This window comes from Aeromonas sobria, from assembly GCF_000820145.1.
Classification (GTDB): Bacteria; Pseudomonadota; Gammaproteobacteria; order Enterobacterales; family Aeromonadaceae; genus Aeromonas; species Aeromonas sobria.
In genome coordinates this window covers 94,252-120,045 of the sequence record NZ_CDBW01000045.1, presented here as the reverse complement: position 1 = coordinate 120,045, position 25,794 = coordinate 94,252, and the positions used below count along the sequence as shown (strand labels likewise).

The following is a 25,794-nucleotide window of genomic DNA, read 5'->3' as shown; positions in this document are numbered from 1 at the left end:
CTGACTCATGCCACCTCCTTCTTCTCGGAGCGGAAGCCTTCCAGCACTATCATGGCAGCCCCGATAAAGATGAAGCTGTCAGCCAGATTGAACGCTGGCCAGTGGGAACGCTGCCAGTAAAAGTCGAGGAAATCAACCACATGGCCCAGCACCAACCGATCAAAGACGTTGCCAAGGGCGCCACCGATGATCAGGGAATAGGCGATGCCGCTCCAACGCTGGGTCACCGACTGCTTGCGCAGCCAGTGGATCAGCAGACCACAGATGGCAAACGCCAGCACGGCGAAGAACCAGCGCTGCCAGCCCCCCTGATCAGCCAGAAAGCTGAATGCAGCGCCCTTGTTGTAGACATGGACCAGATTGAAAAAGGGGGTGATCTCCACCCCCGGGTAACCAAATGGCAGCAACTTGACCACGGCGAGCTTGCTCGCCTGGTCCAGTACAAAGGCCAGCACCGCCAGCCACAGCCAACGCAGGCCGGTTTTGTTATGCATCGCGTTGTGAGTCATGTTCATCAGGCAAATTGACGAGTTTCGCCGTCACCCTCAACGTTGGTCACACAGCGACCGCAGATCTCTTCGTGACCGGCGATGGTGCCCACGTCTTCCACATGGTGCCAGCAGCGGTCGCACTTGGCGGCAGCAGACTGGGCGACGCAGAGCCACAGGTCATCACGCTCGGTCGCCACAGAGCCCTCAGGCGCAGTGTCAGCCACCACCACCCTGGCCTTGGAAGTGAGCAGCACGAAGCGCAGCTCATCGGCCAGGGCGTTCAGGCGCGCAGCCAGCTCCGGTTTGGCGAACAAGGTCAACTCGGCCTGCAGGGAGCCACCGATACGCTTCTCGCCACGGGCCACTTCCAGCGCCTTGTTCACTTCACCGCGTACAGTGAGGATCTCGGCCCAGAAATCGTCGTTGAGGGTTTCACCCGCAGCCAGCCCGAACAGGCCGTCATACCACTCTTCGGTGAAGACGAACTCGCCGCGCTCACCCGGCAGCAGTGCCCAGATCTCGTCAGCGGTGAAGCTCATGATCGGTGCCATCCAGCGCACCATGGCCTCAACGATGTGATAAAGGGCAGTCTGGCAGGAGCGACGGGCCAGGCTGTCAGCCTTAGCGGTGTACTGACGATCCTTGATCACATCCAGATAGAAGGAGCCCATCTCGATGGAGCAGAACTGCATCAGCTTCTGGGTCACACCGTGGAAGTTGTACTCGTCGAATGCCGCCATGATCTCGGCCTGCACCGCTTTGGCACGACCCACAGCCCAGCGATCCACCACTACCATGTCGGCAGGCGCCACCATGTCGGTCGCCGGATTGAAGCCGTTCAGGTTAGCCAGCAGGAAGCGGGCAGTGTTGCGGATGCGACGATAGGCATCGGCAGAGCGTTTGAGGATCTCGTCAGAGACGGTCATCTCGCCGGTGTAGTCAGTGCTCGCTACCCACAGACGCAGGATATCGGCACCCAGCTTGTTCATCACGTCCTGCGGGCTGACCACGTTACCGATGGACTTGGACATCTTGCGACCCTGGCCATCCACGGTGAAGCCGTGGGTCAGCACCTGGTTGTAAGGCGCCTTGTTTTTCATCGCCACGCCGATCATCAGGGAGGACATGAACCAGCCACGGTGCTGGTCAGAACCTTCCAGATAGAGATCTGCTGACTTGCCGTTGAACTCGGGACGCGCATCCACCACGGAGGAGTGAGTGGAACCTGAGTCGAACCAGACGTCCAGGGTGTCAGGCACCTTGTCGTACATGTCGGCATCGCTGCCCAGCAGCTCGGCCTTGTCCAGATCCCACCATGCCTGGATCCCGGACTGCTCGACTCGCTTGGCCACTTCGTGCATCAGGCGCACGGATTCGGGGTGCAACGCCTGAGTATCTTTGTGGACAAACAGCGAAATAGGCACGCCCCAGGTACGCTGACGGGAGATACACCAATCCGGGCGGTTCTCGACCATCGCCTGGATACGGTTTTTACCCCAAGCCGGAACCCAACCACTTTGCTTGAGCTCGCTGTTGAGGCCATCGGTCTCGATACGCTCGATCTCTTCCAGCGCGCGCTGGCGCAGACCTTTCTGCTCCATGCTGATGAACCACTGCGGAGTGGCACGGAAGATGATCGGGGTCTTGTGGCGCCAGCAGTGCGGGTAGGAATGGTTGAATACCTTGTGATGCAGCAGAGCACCGCGCTCGGTCAACACTTCGACCACTGAGGCGTTGGCCTTGAATACATGCTGGCCGGCAAACAGTTCGGTATCCGGCAGATAAACGCCGTTGCTGCCAACCGGGTTAGCCACTTCCAGACCGTACTTCTGGCCAACCACGAAGTCTTCCTGACCATGGCCAGGGGCGGTGTGCACGGCGCCAGTACCGGCATCCAGGGTGACGTGGTCACCCAGCACCACCGGCACATCGAAGCTGTAGAAGGGGTGGTTGAAGCGCAGCAGCTCAAGCGCAGCACCCTTGGCATAACCCAGGTTATGGAAGCGCTCGATACCGGCACGATCCATCACATCCTTGACCAGTTCAGCGGCCAGGATCAGACGCTCCGGGTGCTCCCCTTCGACCTGCACCAGCGCATAGTCGAGATCGGCGTGCATGGCAATGGCACGGTTGGCTGGCAGGGTCCACGGGGTAGTGGTCCAGATCACCGCAGAGATCGGGCCCTTGCCGTTGTGGCCTTCGGCGCAATCAAATTTGGCGGCCACGGTCGTCTCGTCAACGGCTTTGAAGCGCACGTCGATGGAGGGGGAGTTCTTGTCGTAGTACTCCACTTCAGCTTCAGCCAGCGCAGAGCCACAGTCGGTACACCAGTGCACCGGCTTGGAGCCTTTGTGCAGGTGGCCATTTTCAACGATCTTGGCCATGGAGCGGATGATGTTGGCTTCGGTGCCAAAATCCATGGTCAGGTAGGGATTGTCCCAGTCACCCAGCACACCCAGACGGATGAAGTCGGTCTTTTGCGCGTCGATCTGGGTCTTGGCGTACTTGCGGCACTCGGCGCGAAATTCGGCAGCGGAGACTTTCACACCTGGCTTGCCAACCATGCCTTCTACTTTCAGCTCGATGGGCAGACCGTGGCAATCCCAACCCGGTACATAGGGGGAGTCGAAACCGGAGAGGCCCTTGGACTTGATGATGATGTCTTTGAGGATCTTGTTGACCGAGTGACCGATGTGAATATTGCCGTTCGCATAGGGGGGGCCGTCATGCAAAATGAAAGAAGGCTTGCCCGCTTTGGCGCGGCGAATAGCGCCGTAGAGATCCTGATCGTACCAACGTTTCAGCATGTTGGGTTCGCGCTTGGCCAGATCGCCACGCATCGGAAACTCGGTTTCCGGCAGATTCAGGGTGTGTTTATAGTCGCTCATCAGTCCTGGGTTCCCTTCTTTTCTAAAAGAGTGCTGGGTAAATTGAATTGTGGCAGCCCGAACCAGGCTCGGGCTGCCAGGGCATCTCGTTCGATCTGCTCTTTCAAGGCAGTGAAAGAGGCAAACTTCTGCTCTTCGCGCAGCTTGTGGCGAAGCAGCACCTTGACCTGTTGACCATATAGATCACCAGAAAAATCAAATAGATGTACTTCCAATCTGGCTTGTGTACCGCTCAAGGTCGGCCGTACACCCACATTGGCTACACCGGGGAAGGTCTTGCCGGAACATATCACTTCCACCGCAAACACGCCACCGACCGGGATCACCTGGCGCTTGAGGGCCAGATTGGCGGTGGGAAAACCTATGGTGCGCCCCAGCTTGTCGCCGTGGGCCACCCGGCCGCTGATGGTATAGGGGCGGCCGAGCATCAGCTCCACTTCCGCCATCCGGCCCGCTTTGAGCGCCTCGCGTACGAGTGTGCTGCTGACCCGCTGCCGTTCGAGCTGGAAGCTCTGGGTACTGATCACCTCGAACCCGAAGCGATGACCCGCCTCCTCCAGCAGGTGGAAGTCCCCTTGCCGCCCCTTGCCGAAACGAAAATCGTCGCCGACCACCAGATAGCGCACCCCGAGCTTCTCCACCAACAACTGCTCGATGAAGGTCGAGGCAGCCTGCTCGGCAAAGCGCTGGCTAAAACGCACGCAGAGCAGCCGGTCAATATCCAGCCCTTGCAGTGCCTCATACTTCTCTCGCAACCGGCTAAGGCGAGCTGGCGCATCACTACCGGCGAACAGCTCCAGCGGCTGCGGTTCGAACAACATGACACAGGCAGGCAATCCCAGTCGGGCCGCTTTCGCCTTGAGACGTGCCAATACCGCATGGTGACCCTGATGAACCCCATCAAAGTTGCCAATGGTCAATACACATCCCCGGTGGCGGGGTTTGAGATTGTGAATGCCGCGAATAAGCTCCATCAGTGCCTTGTGCGTTGCTGCCATGGAAATCGGCGGATTATATAACAGGCAGCAGGCAGGGTCAGCCCTCATGGTCCTATTTCAGCTATCTGGAGCAAATAGCGCGCACCAGTGACACATTCCCGCATCGCCCCCAGGGCTACTGCTACTGCTGACCAGCTTTAAGATGTCGTGGTCTAACACCCAGCACCAGCAGCACAGCGGCATAGAGCCCAGCCCCCAGCACCAGCAGCATGGTCAGCTGCAAACTGGCCTTGCCCATGCTCCACGCCCCCCACTGGGCGAGATCCGGCGACAGATAGCCAAGCAGCCCCCCCATCAATACCGTAGCTACCAGCAACTTGAGACAGAACACCCCGGTATTGCGGGAAGGACGGTAAACATCTTGCTGATACAACCCCTTGAACAGCAGTGCCGCATTCAGGGTACCGGAGCAGGCGGTCGACAGCGCCAGCCCCACATAACCGAGCGGAAAGATGAATGCGATGTTGCACACCATGTTGGCGATCATCGACATCACCCCGATCCGCACCGGCGTTCGGGTATCCTGACGGGCGTAATAGCCCGGTGCCAGCACCTTGATCAGCATCAGGGAGAGCAGACCGGTGGTGGAGGCCAGCAAGCTGGCGCTGGACATGGCAACCTCATGCATGCCGAACTCACCGCGCATGAACAGCACCCGCAGAATGGGCTCGCGCAGCACCGCGATGCCGACCATGGCAGGCAATCCAAGCAACATCACCATCCGCACGCCCCAATCCATGGTGCGGGAGAAGTCGGCCGGATCAGCATCCACATGCTTCTTGGCCAGCGCAGGCAGGATCACGGTACTGATCGCAACCGCAAACAGGCCGAGGGGAAACTCCAGCAGGCGATCCGAGTAATAGAGATAGCTGATGGCGCCGGTGGCGAGGAAGGAAGCCAGCATGGTGTTGATCAGCAAGTTGATCTGACTGACCGAGACGCCAAACAGCGCCGGGATCATCAGGGTGCGAATTTTCACCACCCCGGGGTGATGCCAACCCCACTTGGGCCATACCAGCATGTTGATCTGGCGCAGGAAGGGATACTGGAACAGGAACTGCACCAGACCACCCAGAAAGACACCGATGGCGAGGGCTATCTCTGGCCGCTCCATCAGGGGCGCTATCCACCAGGCTGCCGCAATCATGGTGAGATTGAGAAACACCGGCGTGAACGAGGAGACCCCGAAGCGGCCGAAAGTGTTGAGGATGGCCCCCGCCATGGCGGTAAAGGTGATGAACCAGAGATAGGGGAAGGTAATTTTGAGCATCAGGCTGGCCAGCTCGAACTTCTCGGCAGCGGGCCCGCCATGCAGCCAGTCCCAGAACCAGCCCCAGCCAAACAGTGCAGTCAGCACACCCGAACCCAGCACCCCGAGCAGGGTGACCACCGTCACTATGCCCCCCAGCGTACCCGCCACCGCAGCCAGCAATTCACGCACTTCGCGCTCGTCGCCATTTTTCTTGTACTCCGTCATCACGGGGACAAAAGCCTGGTTGAAAGCACCTTCAGCGAACAATCGGCGCAAAAAGTTGGGGATGCGATTGGCAAAGAAGAAGACATCGGCGGCCACACCTGCACCGAGCAGATTGGCGATGACAACATCACGAACCAAGCCCATTACACGGGACACTAGGGTCATTCCGGACACTATCATGCCGGATTTGATCAATTTCTTACTCAAGACGAGGCCTCTGGAACTGTCAGAATGAAAAGAATGCTGCTAGAATCGGCCGACAGTTTAACCGCCTCCCAACTGACACACCACCGGGAGGCGGTGTTTATTTGCACAAATCATTTGACATTATGTGGTTGAGAAGGCATATTTCCGGGCCTTTTCAATACACTCGCTAAGACAGTTTTAGGAGTTTTACCTTGGCTAACATCAAATCTGCTAAGAAGCGCGCGATTCAGTCAGAGAAACGTCGTCAACACAACGCCAGCCGTCGTTCAATGACCCGTACCTATCTGAAGAAAGTAATTGCTGCAATCGCTTCTGGCGACAAAGCTGCCGCCGTAGCTGCTTTTGCTACCGCTCAGCCGATCATGGATCGCATGGCTACTAAAGGCCTGATCCACAAGAACAAAGCTGCTCGTCACAAGAGCCGCCTGTCTGCCCAGATCAAAGCTATGGCTTAATCAGCCTCGGCTGACTTACGCTAAAAAAACCGGCCTTCGTGCCGGTTTTTTATTTATCTGCGCTGCAATAAAGTCGATGCAGCAAACCGATCACCTCACGCACCTCATGGCTGCGCAGCGAATAGTAGACCGTCTGGGCCTCTTTACGCGTCGTCACCAGCTCATCCCGCCGCAGCAATGCCAGATGCTGTGACAAGGCAGACTGACTCAATCCCAACCGCTCGTTGAGCTCCCCCACCGATAGCTCCCGCGCCAGCAATTGGCACAAGATAAACAGCCGCCGTTCATTGGCCAGCGCCTTGAGCAAGGCCACCGCTTGACTCGCATTGGCCTCCATCTCTTCAAGTTGCATCACATCTCTCCTCTGCCGCTTATCGTCAATGATACGTGCTGACGCATCGTTTTAAAACGACAGGGTCGTTGGCTGAATGGTCGAGAAGTTCTCCTGCCCGGCAAACAGGAAGGTAAAGTCACTCTCGCACACCCGTTTAACCGCCGGGTGCTGGATCATCCGCTCGGCGAAGATAACGTAGTACTCTTCCATCAAATCCAGGGTTTCACCGATTAACATGACACCTTCCCCTTCCAGGATCTCCTCCCGATAGATGGTGGGAGCCATAAAAATCCCTTGATTGAAGAAACCAAAGGCCTTCATCAAGGCCGCATCGTCAAACTCACCGAGGATGCTGGGTGACACCCCCTGCTGCTCGAACCACTGGGTCAACTGGCGCCCCATGGCGGTACGGCGACCGGGGATCAGCAGTTTGCGCTCCTCTAGACAGGCAGGAAAAGGCTTCTCGGGCAATGGTGCCTTACAGAAGAAGCTGACGCCACAGCCCCCCAATCGCTTGGAGAGCAACCCCGCATGCTGGCTGGAGTCCACCGGACAGTCGGAGAGGATCATGTCGAGCTTGTGCTCGCTCAGCTGTTCCAGCAGCAGCTCGTGAGTCGATTCGAAGCAGCGCAGGTGGATGGAGCCATCGTTGGGGATAACGGAGAGCAGCACGCGGCTGGCAAGGCGCTTGGAGAGGGCATCGGCGATGCCGACATCGAACAGGATCTGGCTCTCCTTGCGGTAGTTGACGATATCGAGCATCTCGTAGGAGAGGCTGAACATCTTGTCGGCATAGCGAAACACCAGCTGACCGAGCTCGGTCGCCTCTAGTGATCGCCCCTTGCGCTTGAGCAACTTGCCACCGAGCCGCTGCTCCAGCAGCTTGATCTGACCGGTGACGGTTTGCGGGGTCAAAAAAAGGGCTTCCGCTGCCTGGGTAACGGAGCCCTTCTTCTGAGTCATCCAAAAATAGTAGAGATGGTTGTAGTTAAGGTGTGACATCCGATGGGGTTCCCGCTGTTCGCGGACTCCGGTAGCAGCTGAGTTCAACCGCCAGAATGTCATACATGTCGCTGACCGAGTCAACCTTGTTCGCGCCAAACTGCTCCATCAGGCTGGCCTTTAGGCGTACTTTGTCCGGCATTCGCTCGGCGCAATAGCGTTTGTTGGAATGTTTGACCATCTCGCCAGCCCGACTGCTCAGTGCCCGCTCGGAAAAGGTCTCGCCAAAGCGAGCCTTGGCCTGCTTGTCCCCCAGCAGCAGGGCACTGTCTACCACTCCATTCAGATAGGCAGAGCAGTTCGCCGAGGCGGCGTCCTGCTTGCAATCCTCCAGCCCGCCGGCCCAGGCCGCGGGGGTCAGCAACAGCATCAACAACCCTGTATGTAGCTTCATAGTCCCTCCGTACTCTGTTCCCCTTCACCCTTGGGAAGGGCCATGCGCAAGGCCAGATAGCCGACTACCGCCGCCATGGTGGAGCCCACCAGGATCCCGAGGCGAGAGTAGCTGCCGTAATCCAGCCCACCGTGCTCGAAGGCAAGCGACGCGATAAACATCGACATGGTGAACCCGATGCCACAGAGGATGCTGACCGCAAAAATCTGCTTGAAGTTGACCCCGGGCGGCAACTGGGCGATGCCCAGCTTGACCGACAGCCAGCTGATGGTGAACACCCCGAGCGGCTTGCCGATAAACAGCCCCAGCATGATCCCCATCGGAACCGGACTCATCAGCGCTGACAGACCAATCCCCTCCAGCGATACCCCGGCGTTGGCAAAAGCAAACAGCGGCAGGATCAGATAGGCACTCCAGGGATGCAGCTGATGCTCCAGATACTTGAGCGGCGAAGCGTAACGCTTGCCGTTAAGCGGAACCATAAAGCCAACCACCACACCCGCCAGGGTCGCATGGACGCCAGACTTGAGTACAGCCACCCAGAGCACCAGACCGACCAACATGTAGAGGCTGATCCGATCCTCACCGCGGCGATTCATCCAAAACAGGGTGAGGGTTGCCAGAATACCGATGGCCAGCGCCTCCAGCGACAGCTGCTGGGTATAGAAGAGCGCGATGATGATGATGACACCGAGGTCATCCATGATGGCCAGCGCCAGCAGGAACACCTTGAGGCTCACCGGCACCCGCTTGCCGAGCAGCGCCATCACCCCGAGGGCAAAGGCGATATCGGTCGCAGCCGGAATCGCCCAGCCAGCGCGCGCCACGTCGTCCGAATAGTTGAAAAAGGCGTAGATCAAGGCCGGAGCCAGCATGCCGCCCACCGCCGCGATGGCTGGGAAGGTCGCCTGAACCCGGGTGGAGAGCGCCCCTTCCAGCATTTCACGCTTCACTTCCAGACCAACCAGCAGGAAGAAGATCGCCATAAAGCCATCGTTGATCCACAGCAGCAGCGGCTTGTTGATGTCGAGAGCCGCGATACGCACCTGCACCGGCGTGTCGAGAAACGCCTGATACCCGCCAGCAAGCGCGGTATTGGCTAAAATCATTGCCAACATGGCCGCCATGATCAAAATAATTCCGGAGGCAGCCTCCAGCTTCAAGAACTTTTTGATTACGTCACTCATGGTTAAATTTTCCACCGTATTGCTTTGATTTGAGTCTATATCCTGCAACAACCAATGAAAAATCGTTTCTTGCTGCTCAACACAACGAAAAAACCGAAGGCAAAACAGAACATACCTGCTATAGGCAGGTTTTCGCCTCGTCTCTGACTACCGTCTTATTAATCAATAAAGTGAATTTTCAATTATTCAGCTGCATAAAAAAGGCGCCCTGAGGCGCCTTTCGATCAGATGGCGACGGGCGCCCTGATCCCGGGGTGAGGGTCATAACCCTCGATCTCGAAATCCTCGAACTTGTAGTCGAAGATGGAGTCAGGTTTGCGCTTTATCACCAGTTGCGGCAACGGACGCGGCTCGCGCGCGAGCTGCAGCGCAGTCTGCTCCATGTGGTTGGAGTAGAGGTGCACATCACCGCCGGTCCAGACGAAGTCACCCACTTCCAGGTTGCACTGCTGGGCCATCATGTGGGTCAGCAGGGCGTAGCTGGCGATGTTGAACGGCAAGCCGAGGAAGACATCACAGCTGCGCTGGTAGAGCTGGCAGGAGAGCTTGCCATCCGCCACGTAGAACTGGAAGAAGGCGTGGCATGGGGCCAGCGCCATCTTGTCCAGCTCGCCCACGTTCCAGGCTGAGACGATGATGCGACGCGAATCCGGGTTGTGCTTGATGTCATCCACCGCTTTCTGGATCTGGTCGATGACAGAGCCGTCGGCTGCAGGCCAGGAGCGCCACTGAGCGCCGTAAACCGGCCCCAGCTCGCCATTCTCGTCGGCCCACTCATCCCAGATGCTGACGCCGTTTTCCTTCAGATAGGCGGTATTGGTATCGCCATTGAGGAACCAGAGCAGCTCGTGAATGATGGAGCGCAGGTGGCACTTCTTGGTGGTGACCAGCGGGAAGCCTTCCGCCAGATTGAAGCGCATCTGATGGCCGAACAGGGAGACGGTACCGGTGCCGGTACGGTCTGACTTGACGGTGCCCTCATCGAGGATCTTCTGCATCAGGTCGAGATAAGCTCGCATTATTTCGCCTCCTTGACGGCATTACCAAACAACTGCGGGCGCTTATAGGCAACCCAAATCATCAGGGCACCAACCACTATCATCGGGGTGGAGAGGATCTGGCCCATGCTGATCTCCTGGAAGTAGAGACCAAGCTGACTGTCCGGCTGGCGCACAAACTCCACCAGGAAGCGGAACAGGCCGTAGAACAGCAGGAACATGCCAGAGATGGCGCCGCGCGGCGGGTTCTTGCGCCAGAACAGGTTGAGGATGATGAACAGCACTACCCCTTCCAGTGCGAACTGGTAGAGCTGGGAAGGGTGACGCGGCTCGGGGCCGGCCTCCGGGAAGATGATGGCCCAAGGCACATCGGTGATCCGCCCCCACAACTCGCCGTTGAGGAAGTTGCCGATCCGGCCAACGCCGAGACCAAACGGAATGAGCGGTGCCACAAAGTCGGCCACGGTGAAGAAGTGGCGCTTGGTCTTGTGGGCAAACCAGATCATCGCGGTGATAACCCCGATCAGACCACCGTGGAACGACATACCACCGGTCCAGATCTTGAACAGGTAGGTGGGATCGGCCAGGAAGAGATCGAAGTTGTAGAACAGCACGTAACCGACACGGCCACCGAGGATCACCCCGAGGAAGCCGTAGAACAGCAGATCCGACACCTCGTTACGGGTCCAGCCGCTGTTCGGTGCATCGGCGCGACGGCCGGCAAGCCACATGGCAAAAGCGAAACCAAACAGGTACATGAGACCATACCAGCGTACCGATAGTGGTCCCAAACTGAATGCTACGGGATCAATCTGCGAGAAAACCCAATATCCATCGTGCTGCATAAGCGGCCCCAGTCATAAGAAAAGCCGCATTTTCCGATCATTCGTCAGCAGGGACAAGGCATGATTATCAATCACTCTGTTTCGATTTATGACCGGCTCGCAGCAAACCACCCAAACCATGCTCCTCCAGATAGCGAGCAAACAGGCCGCGCAGCACGTGGGGATTGTCATGTTTGAGGCCATCAGCCATCAGTTCGGTCAACTCGCTCAGGGTGGATTGACGCAGCACGAACTTGATCCGGGCGATGTTGTGAGTGTTCATACTGAAGCGGCGATAGCCCATGGCCAGCAGCAGCAGCACACCGACCGGATCACCGGCCAGCTCACCACACACCGACACCGGCTTCTGGTAGCGATGGGAGGCATCAACCAGCTGTTGCAGGGCACGGATCACCGCAGGATGGAAGGCATCGTAGATATTGGCAACACGGGAGTTGTTGCGATCCACCGCCAGCAGGTACTGGGTCAGGTCATTGCTGCCCACCGACCAGAAGTCGATGAGCGGCGCCATCTCCGGCAAGATAAAGAGGGCGGAGGGCACCTCGATCATCACCCCGAGGCTGGGGTAGCGGATCACCGCATCACGGCTGGCCGCCTCTTCCGACACTTCCCGCCACGCCTGATCCAGCAGACGACGAGAGGCTTTGATTTCGCTGACGCTGCTGATCATCGGCAGCATGATGGCCAGATTGTCCAGCCCTTCGCTGGCGCGCAGCATCGCCTTGAGCTGCACCAGAAACAGTTCGGGGTGATCCAGGGTGATCCGGATCCCCCGCCAGCCAAGGAAGGGATTTTCCTCGACGATGGGGAAATAGGGTAACGGCTTGTCGCCCCCTACATCCAGCGTCCGCATGCAGACCGGCCGGTTGCGGTAGGTCTCCAGAATGCCACGATAGCGGGCGGTCTGCTCCCACTCGGAGGGGAAGCTCTCCTGCAGCATGAAGGGGATCTCGGTGCGATAGAGACCGACCCCGTCCGCTAGCTGATTGAGGGAGATCTCGGTATCGGCACTGAGCCCGGCGTTGAGCAGCAGAGAGACCTTGGTGCCATCGGCGGTTTCGGATGGCAGGTTATCGACGCTGCGCACCAGCGTATCTAGCGCCCGCTCTTCATTGAGCAGTTGGCGATACTCGGTCAGGATCACCTGATTGGGTTCGATGAAGAGATCACCGCTGTAGCCATCGACCACCAACATACGACCGCCGATGTCGCCAAGGGGCAGATCAACCCCCATGATGGCGGCCACCCCCATGGCGCGGGCCAAAATGGCGGCATGGGAGTTGGTGCCCCCTTTGAGCGATACCACCCCGGTCAAATACTCGCGAGGTACTTCTGCCAGAATAGTGGCGGTCACCTCGTCGGCAACCAGCACCACCGGTTCGCCGATGGCGATATGTTCCGGTTCATTTTGCACCAGTCGGCTGATCAGCCGCTGGGCGATATCCTTCACGTCAGTGGAGCGCTCCTGCAGGTAAGGGTCCTTCATCCCCTTGAACTGCTCGATCAAGCGATCGCTGATGAGCTTGACCGCCGACACGGCCGTCCAGTGCTCTTTGCTCACCTTGTTGCGAATGGGCTTGATGTAGCCGGGATCGTTCAGCAGATGGAGGTAGATGTCGAAGATCGCCACCGAATCCTGGCTGTAACTCTCGCGAAAACGCAGCGCCAGACTCTCCAGATCGTGGCGAACCTCCTCCACGGCCAGCTCCAGCCGCGCCAGCTGGTTCCCATGATCTTCATCCTTGCGCGGGGTGATGGACGAGAGCGCCTTGCGCGGCCGCCACACCCAGGCCTTGGCAATGGCAATACCGCTGGCCCCGGCAATGCCACGCAGCGGCTTGCTCCAGTCGGTCTTCTGCAGCCACCCCTTGGCTTGCGCCTGAGCGATACGCGCTGCCAGCTGGGCTGCCAGGGTGACCATGAAGGACTCCTCCCCCTCATCGAAGCGGCGACTCTCCTTCTGCTGCACCACCAGAATGCCGACCACCTGACGCTGGTGCATGATGGGGGCGCCAAGGAAGGAGCGGAACGCCTCTTCGGCAACATCGGGCAGGAATTTGAAACTGGGGTGAGCGGGGGCATCGGCCAGGTTGATCAGCTCTTCTCGCTGGCCCACTAATCCGACGATGCCCTGCTCGTATGGCAGGGTCACCTTATCGACCGCAGAGGATGCCAACCCGTCGGTGGCAGCCAAGCGATAGCGACGCATCTCGGGTTCCGAGACGTACACAGAGCAGCAGTCTACGGCCATGGCCTGCCGGGTCTGGCTTACCAGGGCCTGCAGGGCCTGCTCGAGGGTGTTAGCCTCGGCCATGCTCTCGACGATACGTCTCAGCTCCGTTAACAACTAATAGTGCTCCTTAACGAGGACGGTTACGCCGTCCATCCTTCTTGTTGACCTGTACTGCCGGCACCGGCATCGCCAGCGGGACAAACTCTGTCATGACCCGGCGGTAAACCTCCCGCTTGAACGAGACGACCTGGCGTACCGGGTACCAGAAGCTGACCCAACGCCAATCGTCAAATTCGGGATGGCCATGACAGCCGAACTGGATCCGCGACTCCCTGCCCTGACCCAGTTGTAACAGGAACCATTTTTGCTTTTGGCCAATACAGACCGGTGAACTGTCCCAGCGGACAAGACGTTTGGGTAAACGATACTTTAGCCAGTTACGACTGGTGGCCAAAATGGTCACATCTTCGGGCTTGAGGCCAATCTCCTCATACAGCTCTCGATACATGGCCTGCTCTGGCGTTTCACCATCATCAACTCCCCCCTGCGGAAACTGCCAGGAGTGCTGCCCATAGCGTTTAGCCCACAACACTTGTCCTTCACGGTTACAGATCACGATACCGACATTGGGACGAAATCCGTCGCCATCAATCACGTGATCACCTTATAAAGGCTGAATCTATAAGGAGATTGTTCCACATTCACTCCGTGGCAGCAAACAGGGAGTGAATCCCCTGTTTCATGAATAACTTTCCATTTCAAACATAGTTATAAACAAATTCAACGATCCTCCCGCCCAAGTTGCCCACCCAGACTGTGCATAAAGCTGTTAGCAAACGGGTATATACAGTACTTTTTGACGATAACAAAAAAGCGCCAGCCTGTTCCACCACGCCATGGAAATACAAAAAAACAATTAATATACATAGACTTAAACTATAAAAACCTGCGTTTGATCCCTCGCATCATCCATGCAGGATCCACGATCCTGATTGTGAACAAGTTCAACTGTTCAAAGATCCACCACGACCAAATTATCCACAGGTGTGGCACAGTATCTACTCGGTTAGCAGGGTAAAAATGGGGTTGCATTCACAATTTTTTGTAACATCTCAGAGACTCATCCCACTTTCATCCACTTATCCAAGATTTCTGTGGATAACTGTGTGTAACATCATGCACAAACCCTTGGACAACTATTTAGAGCTCAAGCAGTGCCAGGATCGCCACTCGATAAAATATATAAAACCCTTTAAAATCATTGTGATGAGCCAACAACCCCCAGATTCTCGGTATTTGATCTTATCCACTCTGGATCGGTTATAAAAACAGCGATCCATCTCAGGATCCTCCCCTGTTAGACTATGGCGAGCAAGATGGAGCCAAACATGCCAAGCAATCCTCAATCCGAACAGGAGTTATTGAGCCGGGCCTACGCCATGGCTGGCTTCACGTTGGCACAACTGGCCGCAGAAGCTGGCGTCGCCGTGCCCAACGATCTGCGCCGTGACAAGGGGTGGGTCGGTCAGTTGATCGAGCTGCAACTGGGGGCCAGCGCAGGGAGCAGGCCGGAGCAGGACTTCCCGGATCTCGGCATCGAGCTCAAGACGATCCCCATCGATCCTCAGGGCAAACCGCTGGAGACCACCTTCGTCTGCGTTGCCCCACTGATCGGTGTCAGCGGTCAACGCTGGGAGGAGTCCAACGTGCGCAACAAGCTCTCCCGGGTACTGTGGATCCCGGTGGAAGGCAGCCGCGAGATCCCGGTTGGCGAGCGGCGGGTAGGCATGCCGCTGATGTGGAGCCCGAATGAAGAAGAGGATCGGCTTCTGCGCCAGGACTGGGAAGAGCTGATGGACATGATAGTGCTGGGAGAAGTGGAGCAGATCAGCGCGCGCCACGGTCAGGTGATGCAACTGCGGCCCAAGGCTGCCAACAACAAGGCGCTGACTCGCGCCATCGGCCGCGATGGTCAACCCATCATGACCCTGCCCCGCGGCTTCTATCTCAAGATCGACTTCACCCACAGCCTGCTGCAACGCTATTTTGCCTTGCCGACTTGATCTGCCTTATCAACATCTTTGTCATATGGTGGTATAAAAATAGTCAGTAGCCATTTTTAACTCACAGACAAGGAGGCGTCATGCCACTGATAAAACAGTTTTTGAAGTCCAAGCCCGAGGTCAAGGTGACCTTTGCCGTAGAGAAAGAGGCTGCCGCAGGCGCGGAGCAGGTGATGCTGATCGGCGAGTTCACCCAGTGGCAACCGGTCGAGTTGAAACGCATGAAGAGCGGCGAGTTCAAAGCCACCCTCAATCTACCGACCAACGGCCCGGGTTACTTCGAATATTGCTACCAGCTCATCACGCCGGCAGGGGAAACCCTCTACGAGAATGACTGGGAAGCGGATGACTATGTGCCAGGCCCCTTCGGGCGCGACAACTCGGTGGTACGCGTCATCCAATAGCGACTCAACCCAAGAACCTGATACAAAAAAGGCTCGCCATTGGCGAGCCTTTTCACTACCTGTCGAGCTATTTGCCGACATATCGACACTAATTCGAATCGAATTAGTTGAGCTTCTCTTTGATACGAGCAGCTTTACCGGACAGGTTGCGCAGGTAGTACAGTTTGGCGCGGCGAACATCACCACGACGCTTCAGTTCTACACTGTGGATCAGCGGAGAGTGAGTCTGGAATACACGCTCAACACCTTCGCCGTTGGAGATCTTGCGAACGGTGAAAGCAGAGTGCAGACCGCGGTTACGCTTGGCAATAACGATGCCTTCGAAAGCCTGCAGACGCTCTTTGCCACCTTCTTTAACACGCACTTGAACACGTACGGTGTCGCCCTGGGCAAAAGCCGGGATGTCGGTACGCAGTTGCTCTTGTTCAAGCTGCTGAATAATCTTGCTCATTGTCTTTCCTTACCTAGGATAAACTGAAAACTCTACTTAACGCTGTCACGCACTTCGCGGACATACTCGGCAAGAAGTGATTCTTGCTCGTCAGTCAGAGCTAGGTTGTTAATAAGTTCCGGCCTTCTTTGCCAGGTTCGTCCGAGCGATTGCTTGAGACGCCAGCGTCGAATCACTTCGTGATTGCCGCTTGTCAGCGCCTCGGGCACTGCCAATCCATCCAACACCTCTGGCCGAGTGTAGTGGGGATGATCCAGCAAGCCATCCGTGAAGGAGTCCTGCTCGGCACTGGCCTGATCACCCAAGACCCCGGGGACCAGACGCGAAACCGCATCGATCAGGGTCATGGCAGGCAACTCGCCACCACTTAACACGTAATCCCCGATAGACCACTCTTCGTCGACTTCGGTTTGTATCACGCGTTCATCGATACCTTCGTATCGACCGGCTACCAGAATCAGTTTCTGATTCGTCGCCAGCTCGGTTACGCCCGCTTGAGTCAGCTTGCGTCCCTGAGGGGAGAGATAGATGACTTTCGCCCCGTCTCCCGCCGCTTGCTTGGCTGCATGAATCGCGTCACGCAGCGGCTGAACCATCATTAACATGCCGGGCCCACCACCATAAGGACGATCATCGACCGTACGGTGTTTATCGTGGGTAAACTCCCGGGGGTTCCAGCACTCAATCTGCAGCAGGCCACTCTTGACGGCCCGACCCGTTACCCCGTGCTCGGTAATGGCTCGGAACATTTCAGGGAAGAGGCTAATCACCCCAATCCACATAAGAAACCTCCGGCACCCGTGTTAGCGCGGGAAACTAGAAACCAGGATCCCAATCAACTTCGATTGTTCGAGCAGTCAGATCAATATTCTTGATCACCTGCTCTTCCAGGAACGGAATCAACCGCTCCTTTGCACCAAAGGCATCTTTTACATTGGCCTCAACCACCAACACATCGTTGGAGCCGGTTTCCATCAATTCGGTCACCTTGCCCAGGTCGTATCCCTTGGTGGTCATCACGGAGCAACCAATCAGGTCACGCCAGTAGAACTCACCTTCAGGCAACGCAGGCAATAGATCGGCGGGTACGCCAATCTCGACATTGGTCAATGCCAGGGCATCTTCGCGCACATCGATACCATCGAGTTTGCAGATCAGACCCTTGTTGTGACGCTTCCAGGCCGAGACCTTGAGTTCACGCCACACCCCGTTCTGACTAATCAGCCAGGGGTTGTAATCGAAAATCGCTTCGGCAACATCGGTGAAGGAGTTCACTTTAAGCCAACCCTTGATGCCATAAACGGTACCCAGGGTGCCCAGAACTATAGGTTTTTCCACCTTAACTCCTTACCGTTTGGCTGATTAAGCAGCTTTAGCAGCGTCTTTGATCAGCTTGGCAACGCGGTCAGAAACAGCGGCACCAGTAGCAACCCAATGCTCGATACGAGCCAGGTCCAGGTTCAGCTTTTCGGCAGAACCAGAAGCAACCGGGTTGAAGAAACCAACGCGCTCGATGAAGCGACCGTCACGGGCGCAACGGCTGTCAGAAACTACTACCTGGTAAAACGGACGCTTTTTCGCGCCACCACGTTGTAAACGAATGGTTACCATATCGTCCTCATTAACATCTAATGAACAAGGCCCGCAAACACGCGGACCCTAGCTTAAAATAAGCCGCGTAATTCTACTTGGATTCGTAATAATTGCAACCAAGCCAGCCATTTTTTGCGCAGAACAGCAATGAAAAAGGGCCTGCCACCGCAGACCCCCCATAAACCTACAGGCCGGATCAGAACGGACCGCGACCGCCACCGAAACCCGGGGGCATCATGTTCTTCATCTGACTCATCATCTTGCGCATGCCGCCCTTGCCGGACATCTTCTTCATCATGCGCTGCATCTCGGTGAACTGCTTGAGCAGCTTGTTCACGTCCTGCACCTGCATGCCGGAGCCTGCGGCGATACGGCGTTTGCGGGACCCCTTGATAAGGTCAGGATGAGCACGCTCCTTGGGCGTCATGGAGCTGATGATCGCTTCCATCCGCACGGTAAGCTTGTCATCCATCTGATCTTTCACGTTATCCGGCAAGCCGGACATGCCGGGCAGCTTGTCGAGCATCCCCATCATGCCGCCCATGTTACGCATCTGGGCCAGCTGCTCGCGGAAGTCTTCCAGATCAAAGCCCTTGCCACTCTTGACCTTGTCGGCCAGCTTGGCGGCTTTCTCTTTATCAACGTTGCGCTCTACTTCCTCGATAAGCGACAGCACATCGCCCATGCCGAGGATACGGGAGGCGAGACGATCCGGGTGGAATGGCTCCAGCGCATCGGTCTTCTCGCCCATACCGATAAATTTGACCGGCTTTCCGGTGATGTGGCGTACCGACAAAGCAGCACCACCACGGGCATCACCGTCCGCTTTGGTGAGGATCACGCCGGTGAGCGGCAGTGCCTCGTTAAACGCCTTGGCGGTGTTGGCGGCATCCTGACCGGTCATGGCATCGACCACGAACAGGGTTTCGACCGGCTTGATGGTGGCGTGCAGATGCTGGATCTCGGCCATCATCGCACTGTCGACGTGCAGACGACCGGCGGTATCGACGATCACCACGTCATAGAACTTCTTGCGCGCCTGATCGATGGCGGCAGTGGCAATGTCGACCGGCTTCTGGCTGGCATCGCTCGGGAAGAAATCAACGCCGATGTCGCTGGCCAGGGTCTCCAGCTGTTTGATCGCCGCAGGGCGATAAACGTCGGCACTGACCACCAGCACCTTCTTCTTGCTGCGCTCTTTGAGCAACTTGGCCAGTTTGCCGACCGTGGTGGTCTTACCGGCACCTTGCAGACCGGCCATGAGGATGATCGCAGGCGGCTGGGCAGCCAGGTTGAGCTGCTCGTTGGCCTCCCCCATCACGGTGACCAGCTCACCATGCACAATCTTGATGAATGCCTGGCCCGGGCTCAGGGATTTGGCCACTTCCTGCCCGACGGCGCGCTCTTTGACACGCGCCACGAAATCACGCACTACCGGCAGGGCGACATCCGCCTCGAGCAGCGCCATGCGGACTTCGCGCAGGGTTTCCTTGATGTTGTCTTCGGTCAGGCGACCACGGCCACTGACATTGCGCAAGGTGCGCGAGAGTCGTTCAGTCAAATTCTCAAACATGACGGATTCCGGTTCTTGGCGTAATAAATTGGGGGCATTATAACCCAGAGCGGGCGCGAGGACGATTATTCACCGCACGGCAGCAATAGGGACCTTCTCCCTATATATGGGCAGATCGGCCGTTGCACAACTGGCGAGCACTTCATGTGCAAGGTATACTGCCCCTCTTACCCTCAAAAGCTTGTGTAACAACGACCTGGTTATGATCGTAATCTCTGTTCTGGCCCTGGCGTTCTATCTGCTGGCCATCATCGCCTCCCTGCATCTGTTACTGAGCGCCAAGCCGGTGGGACAGCGCTCCCTGTTTGCCTGTATCGGATTGGCCCTGATCGCCCATGCCAGCTCCCTGGGTTCAGAAATCCTGCAAGGGACTGGCCAAAACCTGAGTATGCTTAACGTCGCCTCGCTGGTGAGTCTGATCATCAGTTGTTTCATGAGCTGTATCACGCGCCGCTTCAACGGCTGGATACTGCTGCCGGTGGTATACAGTTTCTCTGCCCTGCTGCTGGCCGCCAGTGCCCTGATCCCGGGGCGTTACATCACCCATCTTGAGGCCCATCCCCAGCTGTTACTGCATATCGGCCTCGCTTTGATGGCCTACTCGGTGTTGATGATCGCCTGCCTGTTTGCACTGCAGCTTGCCTGCCTAAATAAACAGCTTAAATCGAGAAAAATCAGTAACCTGCCAGCCATGCCGCCGCTAATGACAGTGGAGAAACGGCTGTTCCAGCTGATCTCTGCCGGGGTACTGCTGCTGACCCTCTCCATCGCCTCCGGACTCTTCTTTCTTGAAGACATGTTCGCCCAGGGCAAATCTCACAAGACGGTGCTCTCGATCTTGGCCTGGTGTGTCTACGTGCTGCTGCTGTGGGGCCACCACACCTATGGCTGGCGCGGCCGCAAAGTGATTACCCTGAGCCTCATTGGCAGCTTCATCCTTACCCTCGCCTACTTTGGCAGCCGCTTCGTCAAAGAAGTACTACTGAGCTGACCCTCTCTTTATTTTCGTCACACCATCCAACAGGAGCCCTTTTTGGACAGCATCTCAACGAGCACATTACTGATTGTTCTCGTTATTTTGATTCTCTTATCCGCCTTCTTCTCCAGTTCCGAAACTGGCCTGATGTCCATCAACCGCTACAAACTCCGGCATTTAGCCCAAACCAAACATAAAGGCGCACGCCGCGTCGAGAAAATGCTGGCCCGCCCCGATCGCCTGCTGGGGTTGATCCTGATCGGCAACAATCTGGTTAACATTCTCGCTTCCGCCATCGCCACCATCGTCTGTATTCGGCTGTTTGGTGATCTCGGGGTCGCCATCGCCACCTTCGGCCTGACCCTGGTGGTACTGGTGTTCGGTGAAGTGACGCCTAAGACGCTGGCAGCCATGTATCCGGAAAAAATTGCCTATCCGGCCTCCTGGATCCTCAAAGGTCTGATGGTGCCACTGTCACCGCTGGTCTGGCTGATCAACGGCATCACCAGCGGTCTGCTCAAGATGCTGAAGATCACCCCCAACAAGAATGACTCCCTCAATACCGAAGAGCTGCGCACCATCGTCAACGAGGCGGGCAGCCTGATACCGCAACGTCATCAGGAGATGCTGATCAGCATCCTGGATCTCGACAAGATGCTGGTCGAAGACATCATGGTGCCACGCAGCGATATCTACGCCATCGACATCAACGATGACTGGAAAACCATACTGCGCCAGCTGGCTCACTGCGCCCACACCAAGATCCTGCTCTATCGCGACAACATCGACGACGTTGTCGGCTTTTTGCACGCTCGCGATGCCCTGAGGCTGATGGCCAGGGATCAGTTCAACAAATCAAGTCTGTTACGGGAAGTGGACGAAATTTATTTCATCCCGGAAGGGACACCCCTCAACGTGCAACTGGCCAAGTTCCAGCGCAACAAGGAGCGGATCGGCCTGATTGTCGATGAATATGGCGATATTCAGGGCTTGATCACCCTGGATGACATATTGGAAGAGATTGTGGGTGACTTCACCACCTCCATGACACCAGCACCGAGCGACGAGATCCACCCCCAGCCGGACGGCACGTTTCTGGTGGAAGGCTCTGCCAGCATCCGCGAACTGAACAAGGAGATGAACTGGCACCTGCCCATCGACGGGCCACGAACCCTCAACGGTCTGATCCTCGAGTATCTGGAGGAGATCCCCCAAGCCAACATCGGGCTCCGGCTGGCTGGTTATCCTATCGAGATCCTCGAAGTGGAGAACAACATGGTCAAGATGGCGCGGATCATGCCGGCTTCTTATCTGGCCAAGCCAGACTCACAACATTAAAAAAGGGCTGCCGATGGCAGCCCTTTTCCTATCACTCGTCCTCTTCATCCGGCTCCAGCACCAGGGTCGGGATCAACTCGCCGAACACCTTCTGCAACTCGTCACGGTTGGCCAGCAAGTCTTGCAGGGTATAACTGTCCATCACCGCCAGAAATGCATCCATCGCCTCTCGCAGCGCACTCTTGAGCAAACAGACCGAGACGATGTGGCAAACGGGCGAGCCGCAGTCGATCCCGTCCAGATTGCCTTCCAGCGCCCGGATCACCTGCCCGACATTGATGGTGGCCGGATCGCAAGCCATGCGAATACCGCCATTCTTGCCACGCTGGGATTGCAGATAGCCCAGCTTTACCAGCTGATTGACTACCTTCACCATGTGGTTGCGGGAAACACCATAGAGAGCCGATACCTTGGCAACGCTCGACAACTCCCCTTCCGGCAGGGTGGCAAGATAGAGCAGGGCTCTCAATCCGAAATCTGTATAACTGGTTAGTCTCATAAAACCTGATTAGCGCGATGCGAAAAGTGGAGTATTGATTCAAATCAAATAAACATCTAGGATGCCACTTATTAAATGACATTTTATATGTTCAATTAGAACGAGGCCCCTATGCTAGATCAAACCACAGTTGCCGTCATCAAAAGCACCATTCCGCTGCTCGAATCGGCAGGTCCTGCCCTCACCCAGCACTTCTATCAACGGATGTTCAGCCATAACCCGGAGCTGAAAGATATCTTCAACCTGGCCCATCAACGCAGTGGTGGCCAGCCGCTGGCCCTGTTCAATGCGGTCGCAGCTTATGCCAAGAATATCGACAATCTGGGGACGCTCGCCGGTGCAGTCGAGCGGATTGCGCACAAACATACCGGATTCCTGATCCAGCCGGAACAATATCACATTGTAGGTAGTCATCTCTTGGCCACGCTCAAAGAATTGGGCGGAAGTGCGGTCACCGACGAGGTGCTGGAGGCATGGGGCAAGGCATATGGCGTGCTGGCCGACATCTTCATCGGCCGCGAGCGGGAGATCTATCAGGAGAAGGCCAATCAGGATGGCGGCTGGCAAGGTACCCGCACCTTCATCATCAAAGAGAAGCGGGCCGAGAGCGCCCTCATCACCTCCTTCCTGCTGGCGCCGGAAGATGGCAAGCCAGTCCTGACCTTCAAACCGGGTCAATACCTCAGCGTCAAGCTGGTTCACACCGAGCTCGAATACCAGGAGATCCGCCAATACTCCCTCTCCGATGCACCCAACGGGCAAGACTACCGCATCAGCGTCAAGCGCGAGCCACAGGGTCAGGTCTCCAACCTGCTGCACGATCACCTGCAGGCGGGCGACAAGATCGAGGTGATGCCCCCCACTGGCGACTTCTACCTGAAAGCCGACAGCCATACCCCGGTCGTGCTGCTCTCCGCCGGTGTCGGTGTGACGCCGATGATGAGCATGCTCAACCAGCTGCTGGCAAGCAGCCATCAGGCCGATATCACCTGGCTGCACGCCTGTGAACAGGGCGCGGTGCACGCCTTCCGGGAGGATATTCAGCACAAGTCCAGCCAGCACTCCAACTTGCTGAGCCGGGTCTGGTATCGGGAGCCGGAGGCCAGTGACGTACCGGGCGAAGATTACGACCTTGCCGGCATCATGGATCTGACCGCAGTGACGGAGCGCATCACACCGCAATCCCACTACTACTTCTGTGGCCCAGTCGGCTTCATGCAGGAGATCAAGCGGCAGTTGCTGGCGGCGGGGGTGCCGGCCGGGCAGCTCCATTACGAAGTTTTTGGCCCCCATCAAGATCTCTAAGGCGCGGGCAGCCATATAACAGAGGGAGGTTGCGGCCTGTCATGGCACGGCGGCTGGAACCGGACCCACAGATGCAGATCTGTGGGTCATTTTTTTGGATCAGTGCATCGCCTTGGCGCGGGCTACCACGTTGGCCGGCATCCGGTTACCAAGACGGCTGAGCAGACTCGCCGCCTTCTGGTGCAGCGTCTGGTCACCGATGATGGAGCCATGGAGCCAGCGGTAGGCATCCTCATAATCGAGCGGACTGCCCATCCCCTGCAGCAGCATCTCGACCCACTCGATGCGGGCCCGCAGAAAACCGAGGCTGGCCGCCTCGCGCATCAGGGTCTCGGCTCGCACCAGATCCTTCTGCACCATGGTCCCCTTCCAGTAGTAGCGGCCCAGCTGCTCCAGCGCAGGCGCCAACCCGTGATTGGCGGCCTCCCACATGTATTGCACCCCAAGCTCGGCATTGGGCTTGGTACAGACGCCCCACGCCAGCATATCCCCCCACAGGAATTGATAGGCCGGGATCTTCATCACCGAGGCGCGCGCTTCGATATCCTGAGTCAGCTGACAGCGATCCTGCTTCACCTGAGTGAGATGACGACCCTGCTCAATCCAGTTGAGCAGTTCGTCCTGACGATAGAGCGGCACCGCCTGCAACTCGCCAGCAGCCAGAGGGGCGGGAGTCGCCACCGCAGCGGCAGACTCCGCCGGTTGTGGCAGCGGCGCCGCCCCTTCGCCACTGCTGGCGACCGGCGTGACCGGCTCGGCCGGGAGCAAGACGGGGGCGGCTTCAGGAGGGGTGGCCGTGGCCGCAGACACCGGCGCAGTTGCCATCGCAGCACTGCTTTCGGTCGGCATCGATGCACTGACCGCTGGCGCATCGCTCGATACGGCAGCCGATACCGCCTCGGCGCCATAGAGGGGCGAGCTGAATGCACCGACAAGAACGAGAAGGGTAAGGGGTTTCATCATAAGGATCTCCTGCTGCACTCTGTTATCGGCACCAACCCTCATCCCCTTAGCCTGCGGGCAGATCTCATCAATACAAAAGGGAGCCGAAGCTCCCTTGTTGGCACGGTAGACCCGCTTATTTGACGAAATCGACACCCAGCTGGATATCGGCTTTCAGGGTAGCCAGCATGCCTTCCATCGCTTCCTGCTCGAAGGCGCTCAGCTTGCCGTAATCCAGTACGGTTTCGACGCCGTTCTTGCCCAGCAGCACTGGCTGCGCGAAGAAGGTGGCGTGCTCGCCGTTGCCTTCCACGTAAGCGCACTCAACAACGTTGGCTTCGCCCTGCAGACCCTTGATGAGAGAGAGACCGAAACGGCAAGCCGCCTGACCCATGGAGAGGGTCGCAGAACCGCCACCGGCTTTGGCTTCCACCACTTCGGTACCGGCGTTCTGGATACGCTTGGTCATGGCAGCCACTTCTTCAGCAGTGAAGGAGGCGCCTTCAATCTGGGAGAGCAGCGGCAGTATGGTGACGCCACTGTGACCACCGACCACGTTGACACGTACCTTGTCGACGTTCAGCCCTTTGGCGGCAGCGACGAAGGTCTCGGCACGGATCACGTCCAGGGTAGTAATACCAAACAGGCGGCGCTTGTCATAAACACCGGCTTTCTTCAGCACTTCGGCGGCGATGGCCACAGTGGTGTTGACCGGGTTGGTGATGATACCGATCAGTGCTTTCGGGCAAGTGGCCGCGCACTTCTCGACCAGATTCTTGACGATACCGGCATTGATGTTGAACAGGTCGGAACGATCCATACCCGGCTTGCGTGCCACACCGGCAGAGATCAGCACCACATCGGCGCCCACCAGCGCAGGAGTCGGATCTTCACCGCAGAAGCCCTTGATGGCGACGTCGGTAGGAATATGACTGAGGTCAACGGCTACACCCGGGGTAACCGGGGCGATGTCATACAGGCTCAGTTCGGAACCAGCCGGCAGACGATTTTTCAACAGCAGAGCGAGGGCTTGACCGATGCCACCAGCGGCACCCAGAACGGCAACTTTCATGATCAACTCCATGTTTAAGCGTAGGTTTAAGGTTGTTTATTGTTGTGGGCCCAACCTTAATTGATCCCC

General features: G+C 57.3%; 26 protein-coding genes. 6 read left to right on the top strand and 20 right to left on the bottom strand.

The features are described from left to right. Positions 1–5: 5 nt before the first annotated feature. The 4 genes from lspA to murJ all read right to left on the bottom strand — a co-directional run bounded on the left by lspA (position 6) and on the right by murJ (position 6,061). A complete protein-coding gene (gene lspA / locus BN1135_RS20080; protein WP_042024290.1) occupies positions 6–515 on the bottom strand; it encodes a signal peptidase II in 510 nt (169 codons plus the stop codon). Continuing rightward, on the bottom strand, positions 515–3,379 hold the full coding sequence (ileS, locus tag BN1135_RS20075; protein ID WP_042024289.1) for an isoleucine--tRNA ligase: 2,865 nt from the start codon (positions 3,377–3,379) through the stop codon (positions 515–517). The genes lspA and ileS overlap by 1 nt, the downstream gene beginning before the upstream one ends. Beyond that, on the bottom strand, positions 3,379–4,353 hold the full coding sequence (gene ribF, locus BN1135_RS20070; RefSeq protein WP_042024287.1) for a bifunctional riboflavin kinase/FAD synthetase: 975 nt from the start codon (positions 4,351–4,353) through the stop codon (positions 3,379–3,381). The genes ileS and ribF overlap by 1 nt, the downstream gene beginning before the upstream one ends. Positions 4,354–4,498: 145 nt before the next feature. Next, entirely contained in the window at positions 4,499–6,061 is a 1,563-nt protein-coding gene (gene murJ, locus BN1135_RS20065; protein WP_042024286.1) for a murein biosynthesis integral membrane protein MurJ, read from the bottom strand. A 191-nt stretch (positions 6,062–6,252) separates the two neighbouring features. Here murJ and rpsT point away from each other — a divergent pair, with 191 nt between their 5' ends. Next, entirely contained in the window at positions 6,253–6,516 is a 264-nt protein-coding gene (gene rpsT, locus BN1135_RS20060) for a 30S ribosomal protein S20 (RefSeq protein WP_005892298.1), read from the top strand. Positions 6,517–6,565: 49 nt separating this feature from the next. On the opposite strand, the gene BN1135_RS20055 is transcribed toward rpsT, so the two are convergent. The 8 genes from BN1135_RS20055 to rppH all read right to left on the bottom strand — a co-directional run bounded on the left by BN1135_RS20055 (position 6,566) and on the right by rppH (position 14,164). After that, the gene (locus BN1135_RS20055; protein WP_042024280.1) at positions 6,566–6,868 is read right to left on the bottom strand and encodes an ArsR/SmtB family transcription factor; all 303 of its coding nucleotides are present in this window, start codon (positions 6,866–6,868) and stop codon (positions 6,566–6,568) included. Between the two features lie 51 nt (positions 6,869–6,919). Then, positions 6,920–7,852 (bottom strand): transcriptional activator NhaR, encoded by a 933-nt coding sequence (nhaR, locus tag BN1135_RS20050; protein ID WP_042024276.1) that lies wholly within the window; start codon positions 7,850–7,852, stop codon positions 6,920–6,922. Further along, positions 7,839–8,246 carry a Rossmann-fold NAD(P)-binding domain-containing protein gene (locus tag BN1135_RS20045; RefSeq protein WP_042024275.1) on the bottom strand — a complete coding sequence of 136 codons (408 nt, stop codon included), beginning with the start codon at positions 8,244–8,246 and terminating at the stop codon, positions 7,839–7,841. Before BN1135_RS20045 ends, nhaR begins: the two co-directional genes overlap by 14 nt. Then, positions 8,243–9,433: a Na+/H+ antiporter NhaA gene (gene nhaA, locus BN1135_RS20040; protein ID WP_042024274.1), complete on the bottom strand. Its 1,191-nt coding sequence runs from the start codon at positions 9,431–9,433 to the stop codon at positions 8,243–8,245. Before nhaA ends, BN1135_RS20045 begins: the two co-directional genes overlap by 4 nt. Positions 9,434–9,657: 224 nt before the next feature. Continuing rightward, entirely contained in the window at positions 9,658–10,452 is a 795-nt protein-coding gene (gene thyA / locus BN1135_RS20035) for a thymidylate synthase (protein WP_042024271.1), read from the bottom strand. Continuing rightward, the gene (lgt, locus tag BN1135_RS20030) at positions 10,452–11,276 is read right to left on the bottom strand and encodes a prolipoprotein diacylglyceryl transferase (protein ID WP_042024269.1); all 825 of its coding nucleotides are present in this window, start codon (positions 11,274–11,276) and stop codon (positions 10,452–10,454) included. The genes thyA and lgt overlap by 1 nt, the downstream gene beginning before the upstream one ends. 67 nt (positions 11,277–11,343) lie before the next feature. Continuing rightward, positions 11,344–13,623 (bottom strand): phosphoenolpyruvate--protein phosphotransferase, encoded by a 2,280-nt coding sequence (gene ptsP / locus BN1135_RS20025; protein ID WP_042024266.1) that lies wholly within the window; start codon positions 13,621–13,623, stop codon positions 11,344–11,346. A 13-nt stretch (positions 13,624–13,636) separates the two neighbouring features. Next, a complete protein-coding gene (gene rppH / locus BN1135_RS20020; RefSeq protein ID WP_042024265.1) occupies positions 13,637–14,164 on the bottom strand; it encodes an RNA pyrophosphohydrolase in 528 nt (175 codons plus the stop codon). 733 nt (positions 14,165–14,897) lie between these two features. Here rppH and mutH point away from each other — a divergent pair. Both mutH and BN1135_RS20010 read left to right on the top strand, forming a co-directional pair. After that, positions 14,898–15,572: a DNA mismatch repair endonuclease MutH gene (mutH, locus tag BN1135_RS20015; protein WP_042024264.1), complete on the top strand. Its 675-nt coding sequence runs from the start codon at positions 14,898–14,900 to the stop codon at positions 15,570–15,572. 80 nt (positions 15,573–15,652) lie between these two features. Continuing rightward, complete coding sequence (locus tag BN1135_RS20010; RefSeq protein ID WP_042024263.1) at positions 15,653–15,976, top strand: isoamylase early set domain-containing protein; 324 nt, start codon at positions 15,653–15,655, stop codon at positions 15,974–15,976. Between the two features lie 103 nt (positions 15,977–16,079). Here the strand turns inward: BN1135_RS20010 and rplS are convergent, their stop codons facing one another. From rplS to ffh, 5 genes are all read right to left on the bottom strand, one after another. Further along, positions 16,080–16,427: a 50S ribosomal protein L19 gene (gene rplS / locus BN1135_RS20005; protein ID WP_005313505.1), complete on the bottom strand. Its 348-nt coding sequence runs from the start codon at positions 16,425–16,427 to the stop codon at positions 16,080–16,082. A gap of 32 nt (positions 16,428–16,459) precedes the next feature. Further along, the gene (gene trmD, locus BN1135_RS20000) at positions 16,460–17,209 is read right to left on the bottom strand and encodes a tRNA (guanosine(37)-N1)-methyltransferase TrmD (RefSeq protein WP_005340400.1); all 750 of its coding nucleotides are present in this window, start codon (positions 17,207–17,209) and stop codon (positions 16,460–16,462) included. A gap of 34 nt (positions 17,210–17,243) precedes the next feature. Beyond that, positions 17,244–17,765 carry a ribosome maturation factor RimM gene (gene rimM, locus BN1135_RS19995; protein WP_042024262.1) on the bottom strand — a complete coding sequence of 174 codons (522 nt, stop codon included), beginning with the start codon at positions 17,763–17,765 and terminating at the stop codon, positions 17,244–17,246. 24 nt (positions 17,766–17,789) lie between these two features. Beyond that, positions 17,790–18,038, bottom strand: a complete 249-nt coding sequence (gene rpsP / locus BN1135_RS19990; RefSeq protein ID WP_021141082.1) for a 30S ribosomal protein S16 — start codon at positions 18,036–18,038, stop codon at positions 17,790–17,792. Between the two features lie 178 nt (positions 18,039–18,216). Beyond that, complete coding sequence (ffh, locus tag BN1135_RS19985; protein WP_042024260.1) at positions 18,217–19,593, bottom strand: signal recognition particle protein; 1,377 nt, start codon at positions 19,591–19,593, stop codon at positions 18,217–18,219. 202 nt (positions 19,594–19,795) lie between these two features. Between ffh and BN1135_RS19980 the strand changes: the two genes are divergently transcribed. Beyond that, positions 19,796–20,584 carry a cytochrome C assembly family protein gene (locus BN1135_RS19980; RefSeq protein WP_042024259.1) on the top strand — a complete coding sequence of 263 codons (789 nt, stop codon included), beginning with the start codon at positions 19,796–19,798 and terminating at the stop codon, positions 20,582–20,584. Positions 20,585–20,626: 42 nt separating this feature from the next. Then, complete coding sequence (locus tag BN1135_RS19975; protein WP_042024258.1) at positions 20,627–21,907, top strand: HlyC/CorC family transporter; 1,281 nt, start codon at positions 20,627–20,629, stop codon at positions 21,905–21,907. Positions 21,908–21,938: 31 nt separating this feature from the next. Here the strand turns inward: BN1135_RS19975 and BN1135_RS19970 are convergent, their stop codons facing one another. Beyond that, positions 21,939–22,406: an Rrf2 family transcriptional regulator gene (locus tag BN1135_RS19970; protein ID WP_042024256.1), complete on the bottom strand. Its 468-nt coding sequence runs from the start codon at positions 22,404–22,406 to the stop codon at positions 21,939–21,941. A gap of 111 nt (positions 22,407–22,517) precedes the next feature. Here BN1135_RS19970 and hmpA point away from each other — a divergent pair, with 111 nt between their 5' ends. After that, a complete protein-coding gene (gene hmpA / locus BN1135_RS19965) occupies positions 22,518–23,711 on the top strand; it encodes an NO-inducible flavohemoprotein (RefSeq protein ID WP_042024253.1) in 1,194 nt (397 codons plus the stop codon). Between the two features lie 99 nt (positions 23,712–23,810). Here hmpA and BN1135_RS19960 read toward each other — a convergent pair whose 3' ends face one another. Both BN1135_RS19960 and mdh read right to left on the bottom strand, forming a co-directional pair. Beyond that, positions 23,811–24,479, bottom strand: a complete 669-nt coding sequence (locus BN1135_RS19960; RefSeq protein ID WP_139245123.1) for a tetratricopeptide repeat protein — start codon at positions 24,477–24,479, stop codon at positions 23,811–23,813. Positions 24,480–24,789: 310 nt separating this feature from the next. Then, the gene (gene mdh / locus BN1135_RS19955; protein ID WP_042024251.1) at positions 24,790–25,725 is read right to left on the bottom strand and encodes a malate dehydrogenase; all 936 of its coding nucleotides are present in this window, start codon (positions 25,723–25,725) and stop codon (positions 24,790–24,792) included. Between the last annotated feature and the right edge of the window lie 69 nt (positions 25,726–25,794).

What these genes read in the sequence shown, in the direction of transcription:
- BN1135_RS19970 (WP_042024256.1), bottom strand. Translation starts at nt 22,406, where the DNA reads ATGAGACTAACCAGTTATACAGATTTCGGATTGAGAGCCCTGCTCTAT.
- rpsP (WP_021141082.1), bottom strand. Translation starts at nt 18,038, where the DNA reads ATGGTAACCATTCGTTTACAACGTGGTGGCGCGAAAAAGCGTCCGTTT.
- mdh (WP_042024251.1), bottom strand. Translation starts at nt 25,725, where the DNA reads ATGAAAGTTGCCGTTCTGGGTGCCGCTGGTGGCATCGGTCAAGCCCTC.
- lgt (WP_042024269.1), bottom strand. Translation starts at nt 11,276, where the DNA reads ATGCAGCACGATGGATATTGGGTTTTCTCGCAGATTGATCCCGTAGCA.
- BN1135_RS19980 (WP_042024259.1), top strand. Translation starts at nt 19,796, where the DNA reads ATGATCGTAATCTCTGTTCTGGCCCTGGCGTTCTATCTGCTGGCCATC.
- rplS (WP_005313505.1), bottom strand. Translation starts at nt 16,427, where the DNA reads ATGAGCAAGATTATTCAGCAGCTTGAACAAGAGCAACTGCGTACCGAC.
- thyA (WP_042024271.1), bottom strand. Translation starts at nt 10,452, where the DNA reads ATGCGAGCTTATCTCGACCTGATGCAGAAGATCCTCGATGAGGGCACC.
- BN1135_RS20045 (WP_042024275.1), bottom strand. Translation starts at nt 8,246, where the DNA reads ATGAAGCTACATACAGGGTTGTTGATGCTGTTGCTGACCCCCGCGGCC.
- nhaR (WP_042024276.1), bottom strand. Translation starts at nt 7,852, where the DNA reads ATGTCACACCTTAACTACAACCATCTCTACTATTTTTGGATGACTCAG.
- hmpA (WP_042024253.1), top strand. Translation starts at nt 22,518, where the DNA reads ATGCTAGATCAAACCACAGTTGCCGTCATCAAAAGCACCATTCCGCTG.
- lspA (WP_042024290.1), bottom strand. Translation starts at nt 515, where the DNA reads ATGAACATGACTCACAACGCGATGCATAACAAAACCGGCCTGCGTTGG.
- BN1135_RS20010 (WP_042024263.1), top strand. Translation starts at nt 15,653, where the DNA reads ATGCCACTGATAAAACAGTTTTTGAAGTCCAAGCCCGAGGTCAAGGTG.
- ribF (WP_042024287.1), bottom strand. Translation starts at nt 4,353, where the DNA reads ATGGAGCTTATTCGCGGCATTCACAATCTCAAACCCCGCCACCGGGGA.
- mutH (WP_042024264.1), top strand. Translation starts at nt 14,898, where the DNA reads ATGCCAAGCAATCCTCAATCCGAACAGGAGTTATTGAGCCGGGCCTAC.
- nhaA (WP_042024274.1), bottom strand. Translation starts at nt 9,433, where the DNA reads ATGAGTGACGTAATCAAAAAGTTCTTGAAGCTGGAGGCTGCCTCCGGA.
- trmD (WP_005340400.1), bottom strand. Translation starts at nt 17,209, where the DNA reads ATGTGGATTGGGGTGATTAGCCTCTTCCCTGAAATGTTCCGAGCCATT.
- BN1135_RS20055 (WP_042024280.1), bottom strand. Translation starts at nt 6,868, where the DNA reads ATGCAACTTGAAGAGATGGAGGCCAATGCGAGTCAAGCGGTGGCCTTG.
- ileS (WP_042024289.1), bottom strand. Translation starts at nt 3,379, where the DNA reads ATGAGCGACTATAAACACACCCTGAATCTGCCGGAAACCGAGTTTCCG.
- ffh (WP_042024260.1), bottom strand. Translation starts at nt 19,593, where the DNA reads ATGTTTGAGAATTTGACTGAACGACTCTCGCGCACCTTGCGCAATGTC.